Origin of the sequence: Pseudomonas sp. UBA1879, from assembly GCF_002338065.1 — a bacterium.
Lineage (GTDB): Bacteria > Pseudomonadota > Gammaproteobacteria > Pseudomonadales > Pseudomonadaceae > Aquipseudomonas.
The window spans coordinates 65,165-83,056 of sequence record NZ_DDHJ01000003.1; the positions used below are offsets into that span (position 1 = coordinate 65,165).

At 60.1% G+C, this 17,892-nt stretch carries 13 protein-coding genes; 5 read left to right on the plus strand and 8 right to left on the minus strand.

Annotated elements, in window-relative coordinates:
* Positions 1-218 precede the first annotated feature (218 nt).
* On the plus strand, positions 219-1,703 hold the full coding sequence (putP, locus tag B3N48_RS03150; RefSeq protein ID WP_296179292.1) for a sodium/proline symporter PutP: 1,485 nt from the start codon (positions 219-221) through the stop codon (positions 1,701-1,703).
* Positions 1,704-1,841: 138 nt separating this feature from the next.
* Here the strand turns inward: putP and B3N48_RS03155 are convergent, their stop codons facing one another.
* Positions 1,842-2,513, minus strand: a complete 672-nt coding sequence (locus B3N48_RS03155; RefSeq protein ID WP_296179296.1) for a polysaccharide lyase family 7 protein — start codon at positions 2,511-2,513, stop codon at positions 1,842-1,844.
* A 318-nt stretch (positions 2,514-2,831) separates the two neighbouring features.
* On the opposite strand from B3N48_RS03155, the gene B3N48_RS03160 reads away from it, so the two are divergent.
* The 3 genes from B3N48_RS03160 (at position 2,832) to B3N48_RS03170 (ending at position 6,012) form a co-directional block, all read left to right on the plus strand.
* A complete protein-coding gene (locus B3N48_RS03160) occupies positions 2,832-4,973 on the plus strand; it encodes a putative bifunctional diguanylate cyclase/phosphodiesterase (RefSeq protein ID WP_296179314.1) in 2,142 nt (713 codons plus the stop codon).
* A 39-nt stretch (positions 4,974-5,012) separates the two neighbouring features.
* Positions 5,013-5,525 (plus strand): YgjP-like metallopeptidase domain-containing protein, encoded by a 513-nt coding sequence (locus B3N48_RS03165; protein ID WP_296179298.1) that lies wholly within the window; start codon positions 5,013-5,015, stop codon positions 5,523-5,525.
* A 190-nt stretch (positions 5,526-5,715) separates the two neighbouring features.
* Positions 5,716-6,012 (plus strand): winged helix-turn-helix domain-containing protein, encoded by a 297-nt coding sequence (locus B3N48_RS03170; RefSeq protein WP_296179299.1) that lies wholly within the window; start codon positions 5,716-5,718, stop codon positions 6,010-6,012.
* Between the two features lie 86 nt (positions 6,013-6,098).
* Here B3N48_RS03170 and B3N48_RS03175 read toward each other — a convergent pair whose 3' ends face one another.
* On the minus strand, positions 6,099-6,557 hold the full coding sequence (locus B3N48_RS03175; protein WP_296179300.1) for a GNAT family N-acetyltransferase: 459 nt from the start codon (positions 6,555-6,557) through the stop codon (positions 6,099-6,101).
* A 313-nt stretch (positions 6,558-6,870) separates the two neighbouring features.
* Between B3N48_RS03175 and B3N48_RS03180 the strand changes: the two genes are divergently transcribed.
* Entirely contained in the window at positions 6,871-7,608 is a 738-nt protein-coding gene (locus B3N48_RS03180) for a substrate-binding periplasmic protein (protein WP_296179301.1), read from the plus strand.
* Here the strand turns inward: B3N48_RS03180 and yccS are convergent.
* The 6 genes from yccS to B3N48_RS03210 all read right to left on the minus strand — a co-directional run bounded on the left by yccS (position 7,589) and on the right by B3N48_RS03210 (position 17,413).
* Positions 7,589-9,799 carry a YccS family putative transporter gene (gene yccS, locus B3N48_RS03185; RefSeq protein ID WP_296179303.1) on the minus strand — a complete coding sequence of 737 codons (2,211 nt, stop codon included), beginning with the start codon at positions 9,797-9,799 and terminating at the stop codon, positions 7,589-7,591. The genes B3N48_RS03180 and yccS overlap by 20 nt on opposite strands.
* A 231-nt stretch (positions 9,800-10,030) precedes the next feature.
* Entirely contained in the window at positions 10,031-11,209 is a 1,179-nt protein-coding gene (locus B3N48_RS03190; RefSeq protein WP_296179305.1) for an NAD(P)/FAD-dependent oxidoreductase, read from the minus strand.
* Between the two features lie 144 nt (positions 11,210-11,353).
* Complete coding sequence (gene dbpA, locus B3N48_RS03195; RefSeq protein WP_296179307.1) at positions 11,354-12,733, minus strand: ATP-dependent RNA helicase DbpA; 1,380 nt, start codon at positions 12,731-12,733, stop codon at positions 11,354-11,356.
* Between the two features lie 297 nt (positions 12,734-13,030).
* Complete coding sequence (mdtD, locus tag B3N48_RS03200; RefSeq protein ID WP_296179309.1) at positions 13,031-14,473, minus strand: multidrug transporter subunit MdtD; 1,443 nt, start codon at positions 14,471-14,473, stop codon at positions 13,031-13,033.
* Positions 14,474-14,645: 172 nt separating this feature from the next.
* Positions 14,646-15,971: a TldD/PmbA family protein gene (locus B3N48_RS03205; RefSeq protein WP_296179311.1), complete on the minus strand. Its 1,326-nt coding sequence runs from the start codon at positions 15,969-15,971 to the stop codon at positions 14,646-14,648.
* A complete protein-coding gene (locus B3N48_RS03210) occupies positions 15,971-17,413 on the minus strand; it encodes a TldD/PmbA family protein (RefSeq protein WP_296179312.1) in 1,443 nt (480 codons plus the stop codon). The genes B3N48_RS03205 and B3N48_RS03210 overlap by 1 nt, the downstream gene beginning before the upstream one ends.
* Positions 17,414-17,892 lie beyond the last annotated feature (479 nt).

The following is a 17,892-nucleotide window of genomic DNA, read 5'->3' on the forward strand; positions in this document are numbered from 1 at the left end:
TAGACGGCCCTCAAATGAAGTGTTTCTCGGTAACCATTTGATCGATTTTTACTCATGTGAGACTCAAAAAAGGGCATTAAAACCAAAGGGATACATTTTGTCGTATAAATTAGGCTGTTCTATGTTCCGAAAGGTTGCACCTCTTCCACCGGCTTCCCTAGCATGCCCGCCTTTGGTGCAACCCGTTGTGCCTCCTTTCACCAAGGCATGGACAGACGATGACTATCAGCAACCCCACACTGATCACATTTGTGATCTACATCGCCGCCATGGTCCTCATCGGGCTCATGGCTTATCGCTCCACCAACAATCTCTCGGATTACATCCTCGGTGGCCGCAGCTTGGGCAGTGTCGTCACGGCGCTGTCGGCTGGTGCTTCGGACATGAGTGGCTGGCTGCTCATGGGCCTTCCGGGCGCCATTTACATGTCGGGTCTCTCCGAAGGGTGGATCGCCATCGGCCTGATCGTCGGCGCCTACCTGAATTGGCTGTTCGTTGCCGGCCGGCTGCGGGTGCAGACCGAGCACAACGGCGATGCCCTCACGCTTCCTGACTATTTCTCCAGTCGTTTCGAAGACACCAGCGGACTGCTGCGGGTGATTTCCGCCCTCGTGATCCTCGTGTTTTTCACCATCTACTGCGCTTCCGGCATCGTTGCGGGTGCGCGCCTGTTCGAAAGCACATTCGGTATGCCTTACGAAACCGCGCTGTGGGCCGGGGCTGCGGCGACCATCGCGTATACCTTCATTGGCGGATTCCTGGCGGTCAGCTGGACCGACACCGTTCAAGCCACTTTGATGATCTTCGCCCTGATTCTCACGCCGATCATCGTGCTGCTCGCCACCGGCGGCGTCGACACGACGTTCCTCGCCATTGAAGCGAAGGACCCCGCGCATTTCGACATGCTCAAAAACACTACCTTTATTGGCGTCGTCTCACTGATGGGCTGGGGATTGGGGTATTTCGGCCAGCCGCACATCCTGGCGCGCTTCATGGCGGCGGATTCGGTGAAATCGATTGCCAACGCCCGGCGTATCTCCCTGGCCTGGATGATTCTCTGTCTGGGTGGCACCGTGGCGGTCGGCTTCTTCGGCATCGCCTATTTCTCTGCACACCCTGATGTGGCTGGGCCTGTAACGGAGAATCCTGAGCGCGTGTTCATCGAGCTCGCGAAGTTGCTGTTCAATCCTTGGGTGGCGGGTGTGCTGTTGTCGGCGATTCTGGCAGCGGTCATGAGTACATTGAGCTGTCAGTTGCTGGTGTGTTCCAGCGCCCTGACCGAGGATTTCTACAAGGCATTCCTGCGCAAAGGGGCGTCGCAGCGGGAACTGGTCTGGGTGGGCCGGGCGATGGTGCTCCTGGTGGCGTTGATTGCCATCGCTATGGCAGCCAATCCGGAGAACCGTGTGCTCGGTCTGGTGAGCTATGCGTGGGCCGGGTTCGGCGCGGCATTCGGGCCGGTGGTGCTGATTTCCGTGATCTGGAAGGGCATGACCCGCAACGGCGCGTTGGCGGGAATTCTGGTGGGGGCCTTGACGGTCGTGGTCTGGAAGCATTTCGAACTGCTGGGGCTGTACGAAATCATTCCTGGGTTCATCTTCGCCAGCATCGCGATTGTGCTTTTCAGCGCGCTGGGTAAAGGGCCAACGGCAGGCATGGTGCAGCGTTTCGAGGCGGCAGAGAAAGCGTACAAGGCGGCATGAAAGTCTGTTGCTGAGGCGCGCCAACCTTTGTAGCAGCCCGACTTGCTGGCGAAGGCATTCAATCGGACACAGGTAGGGTGTCAGGTCGATCGCTATCGCCAGCAAGTCGACGCCCACGACAGATGCATCCAGCGGGCATCAACCCTTGTTGTGATCCGCGTCCAGGTTAAAAAACATCACTTTTCCGCCTTCGCTGGTGTAACCGGTGTTGTCCTGGGTATAGACGCCAGCTTTGAAGTACAGCTGTTCTTTACTCCAAGTGGCGCTGATGCGGTCGTTCCAATACCTGTTGTCGGCCTTCACGCTGAGCAGCCCGGCTTTGTTCAAGTGAATCTGATAGTTGAACGTCTCATTGAGCGGTATGCCTTCGGCCACCGTGAAAATACGCGCTTTCTTATCGTTGGGATGGAAGCGTACCTTGGCGACGACGATGCCATCCTTCGTGGCGTCCTGATATTGGTACTCGACCTTGAGCAGCGGCTGGGTGCTTTCGTACACGTGGATCTGGCCGATCACCACCCGCCCCGATGACGGCACTTGGATGACTTTGAGCTTGGCACTCAGGAAATTGTCGGCATCCGGGTAAAACCAATTGTGCAATGTGCCATTCGACCAGGTTTCACGCAGTTCGGTACGAGGGTATTTGGCGTTGGCAGTTTTGGTGCCGGTGACCGGTGCCCAGAACGTGACGTTGGCGGTGCTGGAAGTGAAATATTTGCCGTCATAGCCTTGAAGCAACTGTTGCGTTTCGATGGTAGCGGGGGGCGAGCCCACGGGAATACTCAGATTCCAGGTTCCCAAATCAATCATTGTCTTTTTCGTCCGGTGTGTCTCATTGCCAGCCGAGGTGTCTGGCTCAAGGGTGATAGAGGGGTGCTCCTTATACGTTTGAAGGATTTGTTTGTTAACGCGAAACCGTCGAACGGGTGGCATCAATGTGCTGTCAATTTCTTCGCAAGCCAGTCTTCAAGTGCTGCGCGGGGCAGCTACCGTTAGTCGGTTCAGTTACACATTTGAGATGGCGTAACGATGGCCCCGCTTCCTTTTTCCCTATTCAGGTCTAGAGTAATGGCCATTCGGATCATGGGCGAAGCCCTCTCACCGGGCAGTGAAGGAATGAGTAGCAGCATGGAATGCGCGCAACCCCTGCCACCTCAGGGCAAATCAGTTCTGTTGGTGGTCGATGACTACCCGGAAAACCTCGTCACCATGCGAGCCGTCTTGCAGCGGCAGGACTGGGAAATCGTCACGGCGAGTTCTGGCATGGAGGCCTTGGGCCTACTGCTGGACGTGGACGTCGATATCGTCCTGCTGGACGTACAGATGCCCGAAATGGATGGCTTTGAAGTCGCGCGCCTGATGCGTGGCAGTCAACGCACGCGCCTGACCCCGATCATCTTTCTGACCGCGAACGAACAATCCCGGGACGCTGTGCATAAAGGCTATGCCAGCGGCGCGGTTGATTACCTGTTCAAACCGTTCGACCCGAACGTTCTCAAACCCAAGGTCCAGGCGCTGCTGGAGCAGCAGCACAACCGGCGCGCTCTGCAAAAGCTCAGTCGCGAGCTGGAGTCGGCGCGTGCGTTCAATGCATCGGTGCTGGCCAACGTGGCCGAAGGCATTCTGGTGGTCAATGAAAACGGCATCATCAGCTTCGCCAACCCGGCCATTTGCCGGCTCCTGGGCATGACGGATGGCGAGCTGCGTGGTACAGAGTTGCGCGCTTATCTGGAAGAACCGTGCGTCGTCGAGTGGACTGATTCGGGGTTCTACCACCACTACCGACGCGCCGACACCTACCGGGTGCATGACGCCATCATGCGAACGCCCGAAGGTCGTCAGGTGCCCGTGGCGTTGTCCTGCGCGCCGTTGCCTGAAGAACAGAAAGCCATGGTGTTGAGCGTGCTCGACATGTCGGTGGTGCGGGATTTGTATACGCAACTGGAACACCAGGCCGTGACGGACTCCTTGACCGGTCTGCTCAATCGCCGAGGTTTTTATCAGACCGTCGAGGGCATGCTGCTGCGTAACGAGAACGCCGGGAAGTACCTGGTGGTGTTGTATCTGGATCTGGATGGTTTCAAACACGTCAACGATTCGCTGGGCCATGACGCCGGTGATCAGGTGCTGGTCTGGGTCGCCGAGCAATTGAAAGAGTGCCTGCGACCCTACGACGTCCTGGCTCGGATGGGCGGCGACGAATTCGTCGTTGTCGTCGACGGACTGGACTTCCCCGAACATGCCGCCAAGGTCGCGGAAAAACTCATCGAGCGCGTCTCGGTGCGGCGCCACGTCGATGGCATCGAAGCCACGCTGGGGGTCAGCATCGGCATCGCGATTTACCCGGATTGCGGCACTCATCTCGACGGTCTGCTGCGCGCCGCCGACATTGCCATGTACGAGGCCAAGCGGGCGGGGCGTCATCAGTATCGTTTCTATGATCAGTACATGAATGGTCGCGCGCGCTCTCGTTTGATGCTCGAAGAAAGCGTGCGCACGGCCATCGAAGGCAAGGATTTCTCGATCGTCTATCAACCGCAGATCAACGTGGCGACCGGGCGTACCCGTGGTTTCGAGGCGTTGCTGCGCTGGAATCACCCGGACGCAGGCGATGTGCCGTCCAGCCTGTTCATTCCGTTGCTGGAAGAAACGCGACTGATCAACAAACTGGGCAGCTGGATCTACGAACAAGGCGCGGCGCAGCGTCAGCGCTGGGAGGGCGTGTTCCCGGAAGATCTGGTGGTCAGCGTGAGCGTCAGCCCAGCGCAATTCAGCATGCCCAATCTCGCGGCCGAGTTGCAGCGAGCGATCCAGATGCACGGCTTGAAACCACGACAGCTCGAAGTCGAGATCACCGAGCCGTCGCTGGTGCACAACCTCGTTCACAGTCGCAAGCAATTGCAGAGCCTGCACGACATTGGTGTCCGGGTGTCATTGGACGATTTTGGCGCAGGCGACAGTTCCTTGGCCCATCTGCGAAATCTGGATCTGGATACGCTCAAGATCGACCGGCACTTCATCAGCGGCATGATGAATTCCCCGCGTGATCTGGCCGTCGCCCGCAGCATCATCGATCTGTGCCGATTGCTGAATATCGAAGTGATCGCCGAAGGGGTCGAGACGCTGGAGCAGTACCACTGGCTGGTGGACAGCGGTTGCGAAATCATTCAGGGGTTTCTGCTGGCTCACCCGATGACGCCGGACGAGGCATTGCGTTTTGTCGCGCCCCTCGCTCTGCCAAGCCGTGAATCGCTGTTGGGCAGGGGCTGACGCGGTAGACTAGCGCCTTTCGAGCCACACGATCAGATCATGACCGCCAATGCGACCACACCGCTCAAGTACCTGCAGGCCTACCCGGCCTCTTTGCAGAATCAGGTCCGCCAGCTGATCGCTCAGGACACACTCGGTGCCTATCTGGAGCGGCGCTACCCTGGGCGCCACGACGTGCAAAGCGACAAGGCGCTCTACGCGTATGCGCTTGCCCTCAAGCAGGAGCACCTGCGCAACGCACCCAACATCGACAAAGTGCTGTTCGATAATCGCCTCGACCTGACCCACCGCGCATTGGGCCTGCACACCACCGTTTCCCGCGTGCAAGGCGGCAAGCTCAAGGCCAAGAAAGAAATACGGGTCGCCTCGCTGTTCAAGGACGCTGCGCCGGAATTCCTCAAGATGATCGTCGTGCATGAGCTGGCGCACTTCAAAGAAACCGAGCACAACAAGGCGTTCTACAAACTCTGCGAACACATGCAGCCGGGCTATCACCAATTGGAGTTCGACCTGCGCGTGTACCTGACCTGGCGAGACATGCAGGCGGGGTGATGTGAATGTCACCGTGCAGGCGCGTGGCTCGTCTTGCGACCGACGGAGGAAGGCCGTGTTAATCCGGCAAGCATGGGGTGTCAGCGATACCGTGGGCGGGGTTGCTGCCGGTCCCCGGCAGATCGCGGGATGAGCCACGCTCCTACAGAGGGTGCGGATAAATCTGTTACTTCCACACAAGGACCTGACGATGGACGTCAGCAAGACCAAAACCAGTTTCTATCGCCGTCTTTACGTGGCGTATTTGATCGACAGCGGTATTGCCAGCAGCGTTCCCGCCCTCACCGACGTCACGGGCATGCCGCGTCGGACGGCGCAAGACACCCTCGCGGCGTTGGCAGATCTGGATATCGTGTGCGAATTCGAACAGGAAGAGGGGACCCGCAATCATGCAGGTGCTTACCGAATTCGCGAATGGGGCGCGATCGACAAGCGCTGGATTGCCGAGCATATGGAGCAGATCAAAGCGGTGCTGGGTTATCCCTGAATCGAGTTGGCAAGGACGTCCAAACCTGTGGGAGCCGCGCGCAGCAAGGCGGCTCCCAGGGTGCCGTTACGCATCAATCAGCAGCTTCAATCCAGATCTCGGCGCATACCGATGTGCGGAATGCCGTCCTCGACATACACCTCGCCCACCGGGTTGAATCCGTAGCGGCTGTAATAGCCCTGCAGGTGCGCCTGCGCCGAAAGGTAGATTGGTTGGTCTGGCCAATTGCGTTCGGCATGTTCAAGGGCCTGCACCATCAATTCATGCCCCATGCCTTTGTTGCGCATTGACGGGGCAGTGACGACACGTCCGATCGTTACGTCGCCGTCCTGTTGGATCGGGTCGAGCAGGCGCAGATACGCCACCAGTTCGTCGCCTTGCCATGCCATCAGATGACGGGTATCGCCGAGCAAATCCTGGCCATCGACATCCTGGTACCAGCATTTCTGCTCCACGACGAACACCTGCGCGCGCAGCTGCAAAATGGCGTACAACTGTTCCTTGCTCAAGGCGGTATGGTGTTTGCAAATCCAGTTGATAGACATGACGCCGGCTCGCGAGAAGAAATCGATTCCGGATACTAAACGCATATTGCCGTGAGCCCAAAGCCGGTACTTGCCGAAAGACGTGACGACGATCAGGACATTGCCTGGTTTTCTTGAACTGCGGCACAAACATTGGCCACTTATGTGTTGTGGAAAAAGGCCAACCGGTCTTCAATAAAGGCCACTTGCTACTCCGAACGTCGCTTCCACTCGGGTCGTGCCCACGACCTTCTGCTCGCACCAGGGATGTCACAGTGTCGCTTGATTGCCGCTGAAAAATTGCAGGCCATCCGCCTGCTTAAGGACCTTGAGCATGCCGCGTTTGCTTCGAGCCATGGCTTTGCTGGGAATGCTGCTGATCGCCCAAGGGGTATCGGCGCAGAAGCTGCGTATTGCCGGCGATGCCTGGGCACCGTATTCAGATCTGTCGCTGATCAATGGTGGGCTTTCCACCGATCTGGTTCGCACCGCACTGGGGCGCGCGGGTTACACCACTGAATACGAGCAGGTGCCGTGGGCGCGGGCCGTTCATGGGGTCAGCGAGGGGCGATACGACATTCTGATCAACGCGTGGTACAGCACAGAGCGCACGCAGATTGGCGAATTTTCCGGCGAATATCTAGTGAACCGACTGCGCTTCCTCAAGCGCAAGACCTCCGATATCACCTATCAAACCCTGCCACAATTGCACCCGTATTCCATTGCGGTCGTGCGCAGCTATGCCTACTCGCCCGAATTCGACAATGATCCCGATCTGAAAAAAGTGCCGGTCGCGAGTTTTTCGACTGCGGTGCGGATGCTGGCCGCAGGGCGGGTAGAGCTGACCGTCGAGGATGAATATGCCGCGCGTTTCGCCCTGAGCCATGAGCCCGCAGACGTGCGCGGCAATGTCGATTTTCTGCCCCAGTCACTGAGCGAAAACGGCCTGCATATCCTGGTGAGCCTGAAGAATCCCGATCACGCGAAAATCGTTGCCGACTTCGACGAGGCCGTTGCCGCCATGAAGGCCGATGGCTCCTACGACAAGCTCTTCAAGCTGCACGGGTTGTAAGGTCTTTGTCGTCCTTGGACGGCTCTTTGATCAAATGAGCGGCCAGGGTGCGCAGCGGGCCCAATTGACGGCAGATCAGCGCCAATTGGGTTTGCACCAAGCGCTGCCCTTCATCGATTTCTTCCGGCATCTGCTCAAGCTCCCCGGCCAGCGCTTCCTCGGCATCGCTTTGTACCGCCACTGGTTGTCGGTCGGCGAGGCTTTGCGCGATTTCGTCGATACTCGACGCCAGATGGGCCCCGGCGCCCTCGATCAGGTGTTCACGCACTTCGGCCGGAAGTTGAGTCTCGCGGTGTGCGCCGAGCCCGGACAGGTAGCTCAATAACGTGTGCGACAGCACCAGGAAACGGAAGCCGACATCGGCCTCCTTACGGAAATGGCCGGGTTCCATGAGCATGTTGGCCAGCGTGGTCGACAGCGCGGCATCGGCGTTGTGGGCGTTGCGTCGGGCGAGGCGATAAGCGAGGTCATCGCTTTTGCCATGAGCGTACTGCTGCATGATCTGGCGCAGGTAAATGCTGTTGCACGACAGCGTATTGGCCAGCACCTTGTTCAAACGTCGGCCCTGCCAGTCCGGCAGGAACAGGAACACCGCCAGGCCTGCGATCAAGCTGCCGAGCAGGGTGTCCATCAGACGCGGCAGGAACAACCCATAGCCGTTTCCTACCTGATTGAAGCAGAACAGGATCATCACCGTGATCGCTGCCGTGGACAGGGTATAGCGCGTCGTGCGGTTCACGAAGAACACTACGCCCGCGAGAACCGCACACATCGATTGCAGCACCGGCGTGGTGATCAGGTCGAACAGAATCCAGCCTGCTGTCAGGCCGATGGCGGTGCCGATGATTCGCTGCCCGAGCTTGCGCCGCGTCGCGCCGTAACTCGGCTGGCAGACGAAGACCGTCGTCAGGATGATCCAATAGCCCTGGGACGGGTGTATCAGGTGCACCATCAGATAGCCGATCACCAACGCCAACGGCAGGCGCAGGGCGTGACGGAACAGCAGCGAAGTCGGCGTCAGCTGCAGGCGCAGTCGAGTCCAGACGTCTTTCAGGTTGCGTGGCGAACGGTCCAACAAACTGCTGTCGGAGGCATCGGCCAGTGCGTCAGGGTTGCTCGCATCGCTGAGCAACCGGTCCAGCGTGCCAAGGTTATTGGCCAGCGCGCGCAGGGACCGCAGCAGGCCGCGCCAGGCCGGGTTGCTCTGGATGCGCAAGTGTTCGAGAGAGGCGCGCAGATCGTCCAGCGCATGGGCGAAACTGTCGTCATAGATGAACGGCTGGCGCAGTTGGATCGACACCGACAGGTCACGACAGGCGTTGCCCTGCTGGCGTAACAGACGTTGGCAACGGAATAGCACGTCGCTGTGGAAGAACGCTTCGGCCAGGGAATTGTAGGGGTAGTGCGAAGAACTCGCGCGTTCGTGGATGTCCTGCGCCAGAAAGTACAGTTTCAGGTAGCGACTGACCTTCGAACCGGGGCGACCGCTGCCGACGCGGTTAAGGATAATTTCTTTGGTCACGTTGAGCGCGGCAACGACCTTACCGTTCTGCTTGGCCAGCTCCAGACGTTTGGCTTCAACGTCAAGGGTGCGGATCGGCTCGAACAGGTCTGATTTCAGCTTCAGGTACAGCCCCAATTCCCGGAACAGCCGTGCCAAGGCCTGTTGCACCGGCTGATTGGAGAACAGCATTTGCCACAACACCGACAGCAGGCCGTACCACGCCGCACCCGCCACTAGCAGCATCGGCTCATGCCAGAAATCCGTGACTTCGCCGCCGCGCTGGTCCACGCCAATCATGGTGTAGACCGAGAGAATCAACGTCGCATAGGCAATGGCGCCGTACCGCTCACCCAAAGCGCCGAGCATGGTCAGGCAGAACGCCGCGAGGGCGAACGCGCTGATGAAGAGAACGGGGTAGGGGAAGAGCAACTCGACCGAGAGCGCCGCGATACTGAAACACACCAGCGTCACGGCCAGTGCGTTGAGGCGGCCTTGCCAGCTGTCATCGGTTTCGGACAATGCGCTGGCGATGATCCCCAGGAACAACGGGATCAGCTGCGACATTTCGTTTTGATACCAGCACAGCGCCATGCTGCCGGTCAGTGCGATGAATACCCGCACGCTGTAGGAAAACTTGTCCAGCGCCCACAGGCGGCGGAAGGTATTGCGCAACGATTTCGATGCCATGAACGCGGACGGCCTTTTTCGCGACTGATTCTGCAGAGGGATATGTACAGCGCCGGATGCGCCCTGTACATCCGATTAGCAAAATTTATTCCGCAAGAGCCAGTTGATACATCTCGAACGACTGTGGGAGCCGGCTTGCTGGCGAATACGGTGGATAAGGGGCGACGATATCGACTGACACGCCGTTTTCACCAGCACGCCGGCTCCCACAAAAGCGCAAGGCCGCTTGGCTCAGACAAACTGCGCCGCGGCGTAGGCGGACGCCCAGGCCCACTGGAAATTGAAGCCGCCCAGATGCCCGCTGACGTCCAGCACTTCGCCAATGAAATAAAGGCCCGGCGATTTCAGGGATTCCATGGTCTTGGACGACACTTCCCGCGTGTCGATGCCGCCCAGCGTCACTTCTGCCGTGCGATAGCCTTCCGTGCCGGCCGGGATCACCTTCCAGCTCGCCAGCTTCTCGGCAATGTCGGCCAGTTCGGCGTGGGTGTATTGCTTCATGGGTTTGGAGACGAACCACTGCTCGGCGATCAGGTTGGCCATTTTCTTGGTGAACACTTCACCGAGCAGGGTTTTGAGTTCGCTGTTCGGGCGTTCGGCCTGCTGTTCGGTCAGCCAGCCGTGGGCGTCGTGATCGGGGAGCAAGTTGATCTCCACCGTGTCACCGGGGTGCCAGAACGAGGAAATCTGCAAGATCGCCGGCCCGCTCAAGCCGCGATGGGTGAACAGGATGTTCTCGCGAAAGCTCGTATCATTGCAGCTGACCAGGCAATCCACCGAGGTGCCCGACAGCTCGGTGCACAGGTCTTTCAGTTGGTCGGTGATGGTGAAGGGCACCAGGCCTGCGCGGGTTGACAGCAGGGTGTGGCCAAACTGCTTGCCGACCTGATAACCAAACCCTGTCGCGCCCAACGTTGGAATCGAAAGCCCGCCGGTAGCGACCACCAGCGAAGTGCAGTTGATGCTGCCCAGCGTGGTGTCCAGCAGATAACCGCCTTCGGTCTTTTCGATGGTCTGCACCGAGGTGTCCATGTGCAGGCTCACGCCCGCGTCGTCGCACTCGCTGAGCAGCAGGCCGAGGATGTCGCTCGATTTGTTGTCACAAAACAGCTGGCCGAGTTTTTTCTCGTGGTACGGCACGCCGTGTTTGCCCACCAGCGCAATAAAGTCCCACTGGGTGTAGCGGGCCAGCGCCGATTTACAGAAGTGCGGGTTCTGCGAGAGGAAGTTGGCGGGCTCGGTGTACATGTTGGTGAAATTGCAGCGCCCGCCGCCCGACATGAGGATCTTCTTGCCCGGTTTGTTGGCGTGATCGATCAGCATCACCTGGCGGCCACGATTGGCGGCAATGGCGGCGCACATCAAACCTGCGGCGCCAGCGCCGATGATCACAACGTCAGTAACGGGCAAAGCGATGTCCTCAGGTGTAAACAGAGTGGAAGTTGAATCCTGTAGGAGAACGCTTGCCCGCGATGGCGGTATATCAGTCAGCACGGGGGGGCTGACGGAATGCATCGCGGGCAAGCGCGCTCCTACAAAGGGATTGCGGTGTGCTTACAAAATCCTGACCCGCAACGACTTGCCCTTGATCTTGCCGTTGTTCAGACGCTCCAGCGCCTGTTTGGCGATGCTGCGTTCCACGGCCACGTAGGCCTGGAAATCGAAAATCGCGATCTTGCCCACTTGAGTGCCGGGAATGCCCGCTTCGCCGGTCAGCGCGCCAAGAATGTCGCCGGGACGCAGTTTGTCCTTGCGACCCGAGCCGATGCACAAGGTGGTCATCGGTGGCAGCAGCTTGCCGCCTTCCTTGCGTTTCAGGTCGTCGAGCTGCTGCCAGTTCAGTGGCGCCTTTTGCAACTCTTCGATAGCGCGGGCGCGTTGGCTTTCGCCAGGGGCGACGAGGCTGACGGCGATGCCGGTCTCCCCCGCACGACCGGTACGACCGACGCGGTGGATGTGGATTTCCGAATCCCGGGCCAGCTCGACGTTGATCACCATGTCCAGCGCGTCGATGTCCAGACCGCGGGCGGCGACGTCGGTGGCAACCAGCACGGAAGTGCTGCGGTTAGCGAACATCGCCAGCACCTGGTCGCGATCGCGCTGTTCCAGATCGCCATGCAGGCCGACGGCCGACATGCCTTTGGCGGTCAGGTGATCGACCACTTCTTGCACCTGCTGCTTGGTGAAGCAGAACGCCACGCAGGACTGCGGACGGAAATGATCAAGGACTTTCACCACCGCTTCGAGGCGTTGCTCGGGGGCGATTTCGTAGAAAATCTGCTCGATCTGGCTGTCAGCGTGCAGCGCTTCGACCTTCACGGTCTGCGGGTCGCGCATGAACTTGGAGGCCAGCTGCTTGATGCCGACCGGGTACGTGGCCGAGAACAGCAGGGTCTGACGACGCTCCGGGGTCTGCTCGATGATGTCGGCGATGGCGTCGTAAAAGCCCATGTCGAGCATGCGGTCGGCTTCGTCCAGCACCAGCGTGTTCAGGCCATCGAGGACCAGCGAACCTTTGCGCAGGTGCTGCTGAATGCGGCCTGGTGTGCCGACGATGATGTGTGCGCCGTGTTCCAGCGAGGCAATTTGCGGGCCGAACGACACGCCGCCGCACAGGGTCAGGACTTTGATGTTGTCTTCGGAACGCGCCAACCGACGGATTTCCTTGGCGACCTGATCCGCCAGTTCACGGGTCGGACAAAGCACGAGTGCCTGGCAGCCGAAGTAGCGCGGATTGATTGGGTTGAGCAGGCCGACGCCGAACGCGGCGGTCTTGCCGGAGCCGGTCTTGGCTTGAGCGATCAGGTCCATGCCCTTGAGCATCACCGGCAGGCTCTGCGCCTGAATCGGCGTCATCTCGGCATAACCAAGGGACTCCAGGTTAGCCAGCATGGCGGCGGAAAGGGGCAGCGAGTTGAAAGCGGTGTTAGTCACGGGACGGGCCTGCAAAACAAAATGTCGCGCAGTGTATCAGGTCGCAGCTGATGGCTTGGGGGTGGGGGCGATAAATGGTGGTTGCTGTATGTTGATATACGCGCCTAACGGTGGTCACTCTGGGCGTGAGCTTGCTCACGAAGGGGCCAGTACATCCGACCCAGACAGTGCGGCTGAACGGAGGTCTTCGTGGAGCAAGCTCACTCCCACAGGTGGATCGGTGTCTGCCACATCAGTCGTCGTGGCATGCAGAAAGCTCACTCCCACAGTGGGCTCAGGTCTGGCGGATGTTGCTGATCACGCCTCGATCTCAGGCTCGGTCTGCGGTTGGCGTGGCGGGTTCTCGGGCGGCATGCGCGGGGAGAGCTGCAGGAAAATCGACGCAGCAAGCATCGCCAGCACACCGACGCACAGGAACGTCAGCTGAAACGCGCCGAGAACGCTGCTGACTTCGCCCGTCGCCACATCATCAGTGAAGCCCCCCAGCAACGCCGCCGCGCAGGCAACGCCGAGACTCAAGGACAGCTGCGCCACCACCGACAGCAGACTGTTGCCGCTGGCCGCGCTGGCGTCATCCAGGTCGATAAGGGTCACTGCGTTCATGGCCGAGAACTGCAACGAGTTCACGCCGCCGAGGAATGCCAGATGAATCAGCAGCAGCCAGTACGGCGTGTCGGCATCCACCAGCGCCATGCTCGCCAGCAACGCGCCCAGCAGCAGCGTGTTGCCAGTCAGGACGATCCGGTAACCCAGTCGCTCAATGGCCCGTGTGGCCAACGGCTTGGCGAACATGGCGGCCAACGCCAGTGGAATCATGCTCATGCCTGCGTGGGAGGGCGAATAGCCCAGCGCCACTTGCAGCATCAGCGGCACCAGAAACGGCAACGCGCCACTGCCCAGACGGGCAAACAGGTTGCCCATGATCCCCACCGCGAAGCTACGGGTGCGGAACAGCGACGCCGAGAACAACGGCGCCTCCACGTGCCCGGCGCGCAGCCAGTACGCCGCCAGGCACGCCATCCCGCCGAACAGCAGCATCACCACACGCAGGTGCGGCAGGTGCAGCTCACCCAGCCCTTCGAGGGCAATGGTGATCAACACCATGGACGCGCCGAACAGTGCAAAGCCCACCATGTCGAAACGTGTCCGCCCGCCGCCTTGCAGGTCCGGAATGAATTTTCGGACTGCAAAACAACCCAGAATCCCGACCGGAATGTTGATCAGGAAGATCCAGTGCCAGCTCAGGTACTCCACCAGCCAGCCGCCCACCGTCGGGCCAAGCAACGGCCCGAGCAGCGCTGGCATGGTGATGAAACTGAGCGTGCGCACCAGCTCGGTTCGCGGGTAGGCGCGCAGCACGATAAGCCTGCCGACCGGCATCATCAGTGCACCACCCAGGCCCTGAATCACCCGAGCCGCAACCAGCACGCCGAGGGAATTCGCCGCTGCGCACAGCAACGAGCCGAAGCTGAACAGCAGGATCGCGCCGAAGAAAATCCGCTTGATGCCAAAACGGTCCGAGATCCAGCCCGACGCCGGGATCAGCAGGGCGATGGTCAACATGTAGGCGATGATCACCGACTGCATGCGCAACGGGTCTTCCGACAGCGAATTGGCCATCGACGGCAGCGCGGTGTTGAGAATCGTGCCGTCCAGACTCTGCATGAAAAAGGCGATGGCAATGACCCAAGGCATCCAGCGTAGGGTTCTGGCGTCCAGTGGCGGCGTGGTGGTCGGCATGTGGGGGGTGAGTCCTTATGATTTCTTGTGATCGTTGAGCATTGGCGGCGGGCGCGGATGGTGGAAGCCCGCTTGCCGGCGAAAGCGGTGTGCCAGTCGGCGACGATGTATCTGATCCGTCGCCTTCGCCAGCAAGCCGGCTCCCACAGGGTTCAGCCCAAGCCGTGAGTCGTCACAACGTCAGCGTCAGCCTGCTGATCAACGCCCCCGGCAGCAGATTCGATGCTGTCTGGCGTTGACTGTAGGTGCTTGGCGACAGGATGAGTTCCCTTTCCTTGGTCAATTGTTCAAGCGCGCCCCCTAGCAAGCTGAACACGCTGTCGTCGAAACGCATGGTGCTGACCGGCGCCTTGATCTCTCCGTCCTCGACCCAGAACGTTGCAAAACGGGTCATCCCGGTGATGCGTCCCGCTGTTCTGTCAGAGAAATTCAGGTACCAGAGGTTGCTGATGTACAGCCCCGTGCCCAGTTCTTTGAGCACATCATCCAGCGCCAGCGAGCCGCCGTTCATGCTCAATGCGCTGGGCGCTTCGCCCCACCCTGCGCCGTTGGCAGTCAGGCCGTATTCGGCGGCGCTGCGTGAATCGATCAGCCGGTCTTTCGCAACGCCTTCGACCACCAGCGACAGGTCCGAGCGCGGATAACCTTCACGGGAAAACGCCGGCGACAACGATCCGGTGACTTGCTCGTTCAGGGTGACCAACGGATTCAGCGTTGCCTGACCGTCGTACAAACGCTGCAGTGGACTGGTCTTGTCCGCCAGCGACTGCGCCGAGAAGCCGCCCCAGCACAACATGCCCATCACCTCTTCCAGTGCAGCGGGCGCCAGATACGCCCGGTATTGGCCAGGGGCGAGGGTGTGCGACGGCTGTCCCAGAAACGCCAGCTGCTCACGAGCCAAGGCGAAGCGCTTGGCAAACGCTGCATCGCTCCATTCGTGGCCGGCATAGTTGGCCTTCACTGCCTGGCCATTCTCATGAAACAGACTCCAATCGAAATTGAAGCTGTTCGCCTGGTGCCAACCGAACGCGCCGTTCGAGTTGGCAAAGCCCCGGTAAATCGGCCCTGCGGCGTAGATACCGACCAGATCCAGCCCGTCGCCCAACTGTGTGATTTGCGCGACCACATGGGCGCTGTCGGGCAGGGGCGCGTCTTGAACATTGCTGCTTTGCCAGGCGTCCTCGTTGAGCAACAGGTAAGGATCGACCGGCAGCAGCGTGAGGGTTTCCCGCAATTGATGTAGCGACTCGCCCAGACGCTCACGATCCAACGTTTCATCGCCGGACAGCGTCAGTTGGAGGTCGGCGTGACGGCCGTCTTCGATCAGCTTGAAATACACGTTGGCCTGCTGCACCTGTCCGGCCTGCCGCACCTTGGCGTGGTTGAATCGAATGAAATCAGAGGACTCTGCGTTGTAGCCGAGGGTGAAACGTTCCTGGGGCGTGATCGCGCTTTGCAGCCAATCGACCAACGCCTTGAATTGAATTTGATGCGACATCAGGCGTCACCTCCGAATACGTCGACGTTGGCGAACACGCAGGCCGGCGAGGCGTGCCCTACGCGCACCACTTGGTTGGGCTCGCCTTTGCCGCAGTTGGGCGTGCCCAACACTTGGAAGGTGCTGGCGTCGCCGACGGCGCTGAGGTTGCGCCAGAACTGCGCTGAAATCGCCCGGTAGTTCGGGTTTTTCACCACGCCCTTGAGTTCGCCGTTCTCGATCAGTTGGCCCCATTCGCAGCCAAACTGGAATTTGTTACGGGCATCGTCAATCGACCACGAGCGATTGGTGCTCATGAGAATGCCATGCTCGATACCGCCGATCAGTTGCTGCATCGTCTTGTCGCCCGGCTCGATGTTGAGGTTGGCCATGCGATCGATCGGCGCGCGATTCCAGCTGCACGCGCGACTGTTGGCGACGCCTTCCATGCCGCTGCGGTATTGCGATAACGCGCCCCCCAGCGGCCGTTCCAGCACGCCATCCTTGATCAGGAATTGCTTGCTCGCCGGTGTGCCGTCGTCGTCGAAACCATAGCTCGCCAATTGCTCTGGGATCTCTGGGTCGAAGGTCACGTTGAGCAGCTCGGAGCCGTACTGCAGCGTGCCGAAGTCGTGCGTCTTCACAAAGCTGGTACCCGCATAGTTGCGCTCGTCACCGAGGATGCGGTCCAGTTCCAGCGGATGGCCGATGGATTCGTGAATCTGCAGGATCATTTGGTCGGGGGTTAGCAGCAGGTCCCGCGGCCCGGTGGGCGTGTTGGGCGCCATGATCAGCTGAAGCGCCTGATCGGCGACCTTGGCCGCTGCACCGATGATGCCGCAGGAGGTGATGACTTCCGCACCGCCCTGTTGGCCGAAATTGTCGCGGCCGAGGCTGCGCGTCTGGCTGTCCTGCCCGTCATAGGCCGTGACGCTCAGGCCGGGGAAGACGAAACGCTGGGCCTGACGAATCTCGGCGCCAGCGCTGTTGAGGTAAATCTGTTCGACGTTTTCCAGGCCGAGGTCGACGTGCCAGTTCACCAGCCGCGCGTCCTTGGGCACTGCGGCGGATTCCTGACCGAGCAGGGCGTAGCAATCGCTCAGTGAAGGGAACGCGCTGGTGAGGTTAGGCGACAGGTAATCGGCACGATGGGTCGCAACGGCGTGTTCGCGCAGGTCGAGCAGCGAATGGACGGCCAGTTGCCGCGCTTGGGCTTCCGCCCGTTCCAGCGCGCCTTGCAGGCCCCGCTGGGAAAGGTCGTTGGTGGCCGCATAGGTCTCGACGCCATCAATGCGCACGGTCAGCATTGCGCCTTCGTCGGTGCGCAGTTGCGGCGGCTCGGGGACATTCTTGCGCACCGAGAGGTGCTGGCTGGTTTGTTTGACGTAGCGCAGGGAGAAGAACTGGGCGCTGCTCTGCAGGGCGGCGAACCGCTGCTTGAGTTGAGCGGAAAAGTCGAACATGCACGATGTCTCCTTGGTGATTCGGAGGGCAATGGGCCGAATCATAGCGCGGATAGCCCCCCTGGCGCCGAGCTTGTACGAGCGAGGCTTGTCCCGCGACCTGCCGGGGACCGGCAGCCACCCCTGCAAATGCGGTATTGCGGATACACCGAGTTTGCCGGTTTGCGACGGGTTCCCCGTCGATCGCGGGACAAGCCACGCTCCTACATGGGCGAGTCGCGATCGATGACTGACAAACCGCCATCGCGAGCAAGCTCACTCCTACAAGGTTTGGGTCTGGCGTTATTTCGCCAGCGTCCCTATCCGCTGTAGGAGCGAGGCTTGTCCCGCGACCTGCCGGGGACCGGCAGCAACCCTGCAAATGCGGTATTGCGGACACACCGAGTTTGCCGGTTTTGCGACGGGTTCGCCGTCGATCGCGGGACAAGCCACGCTCCTATATGGGCGAGTCGCGATCAATGACTGACAAACCGCCATCG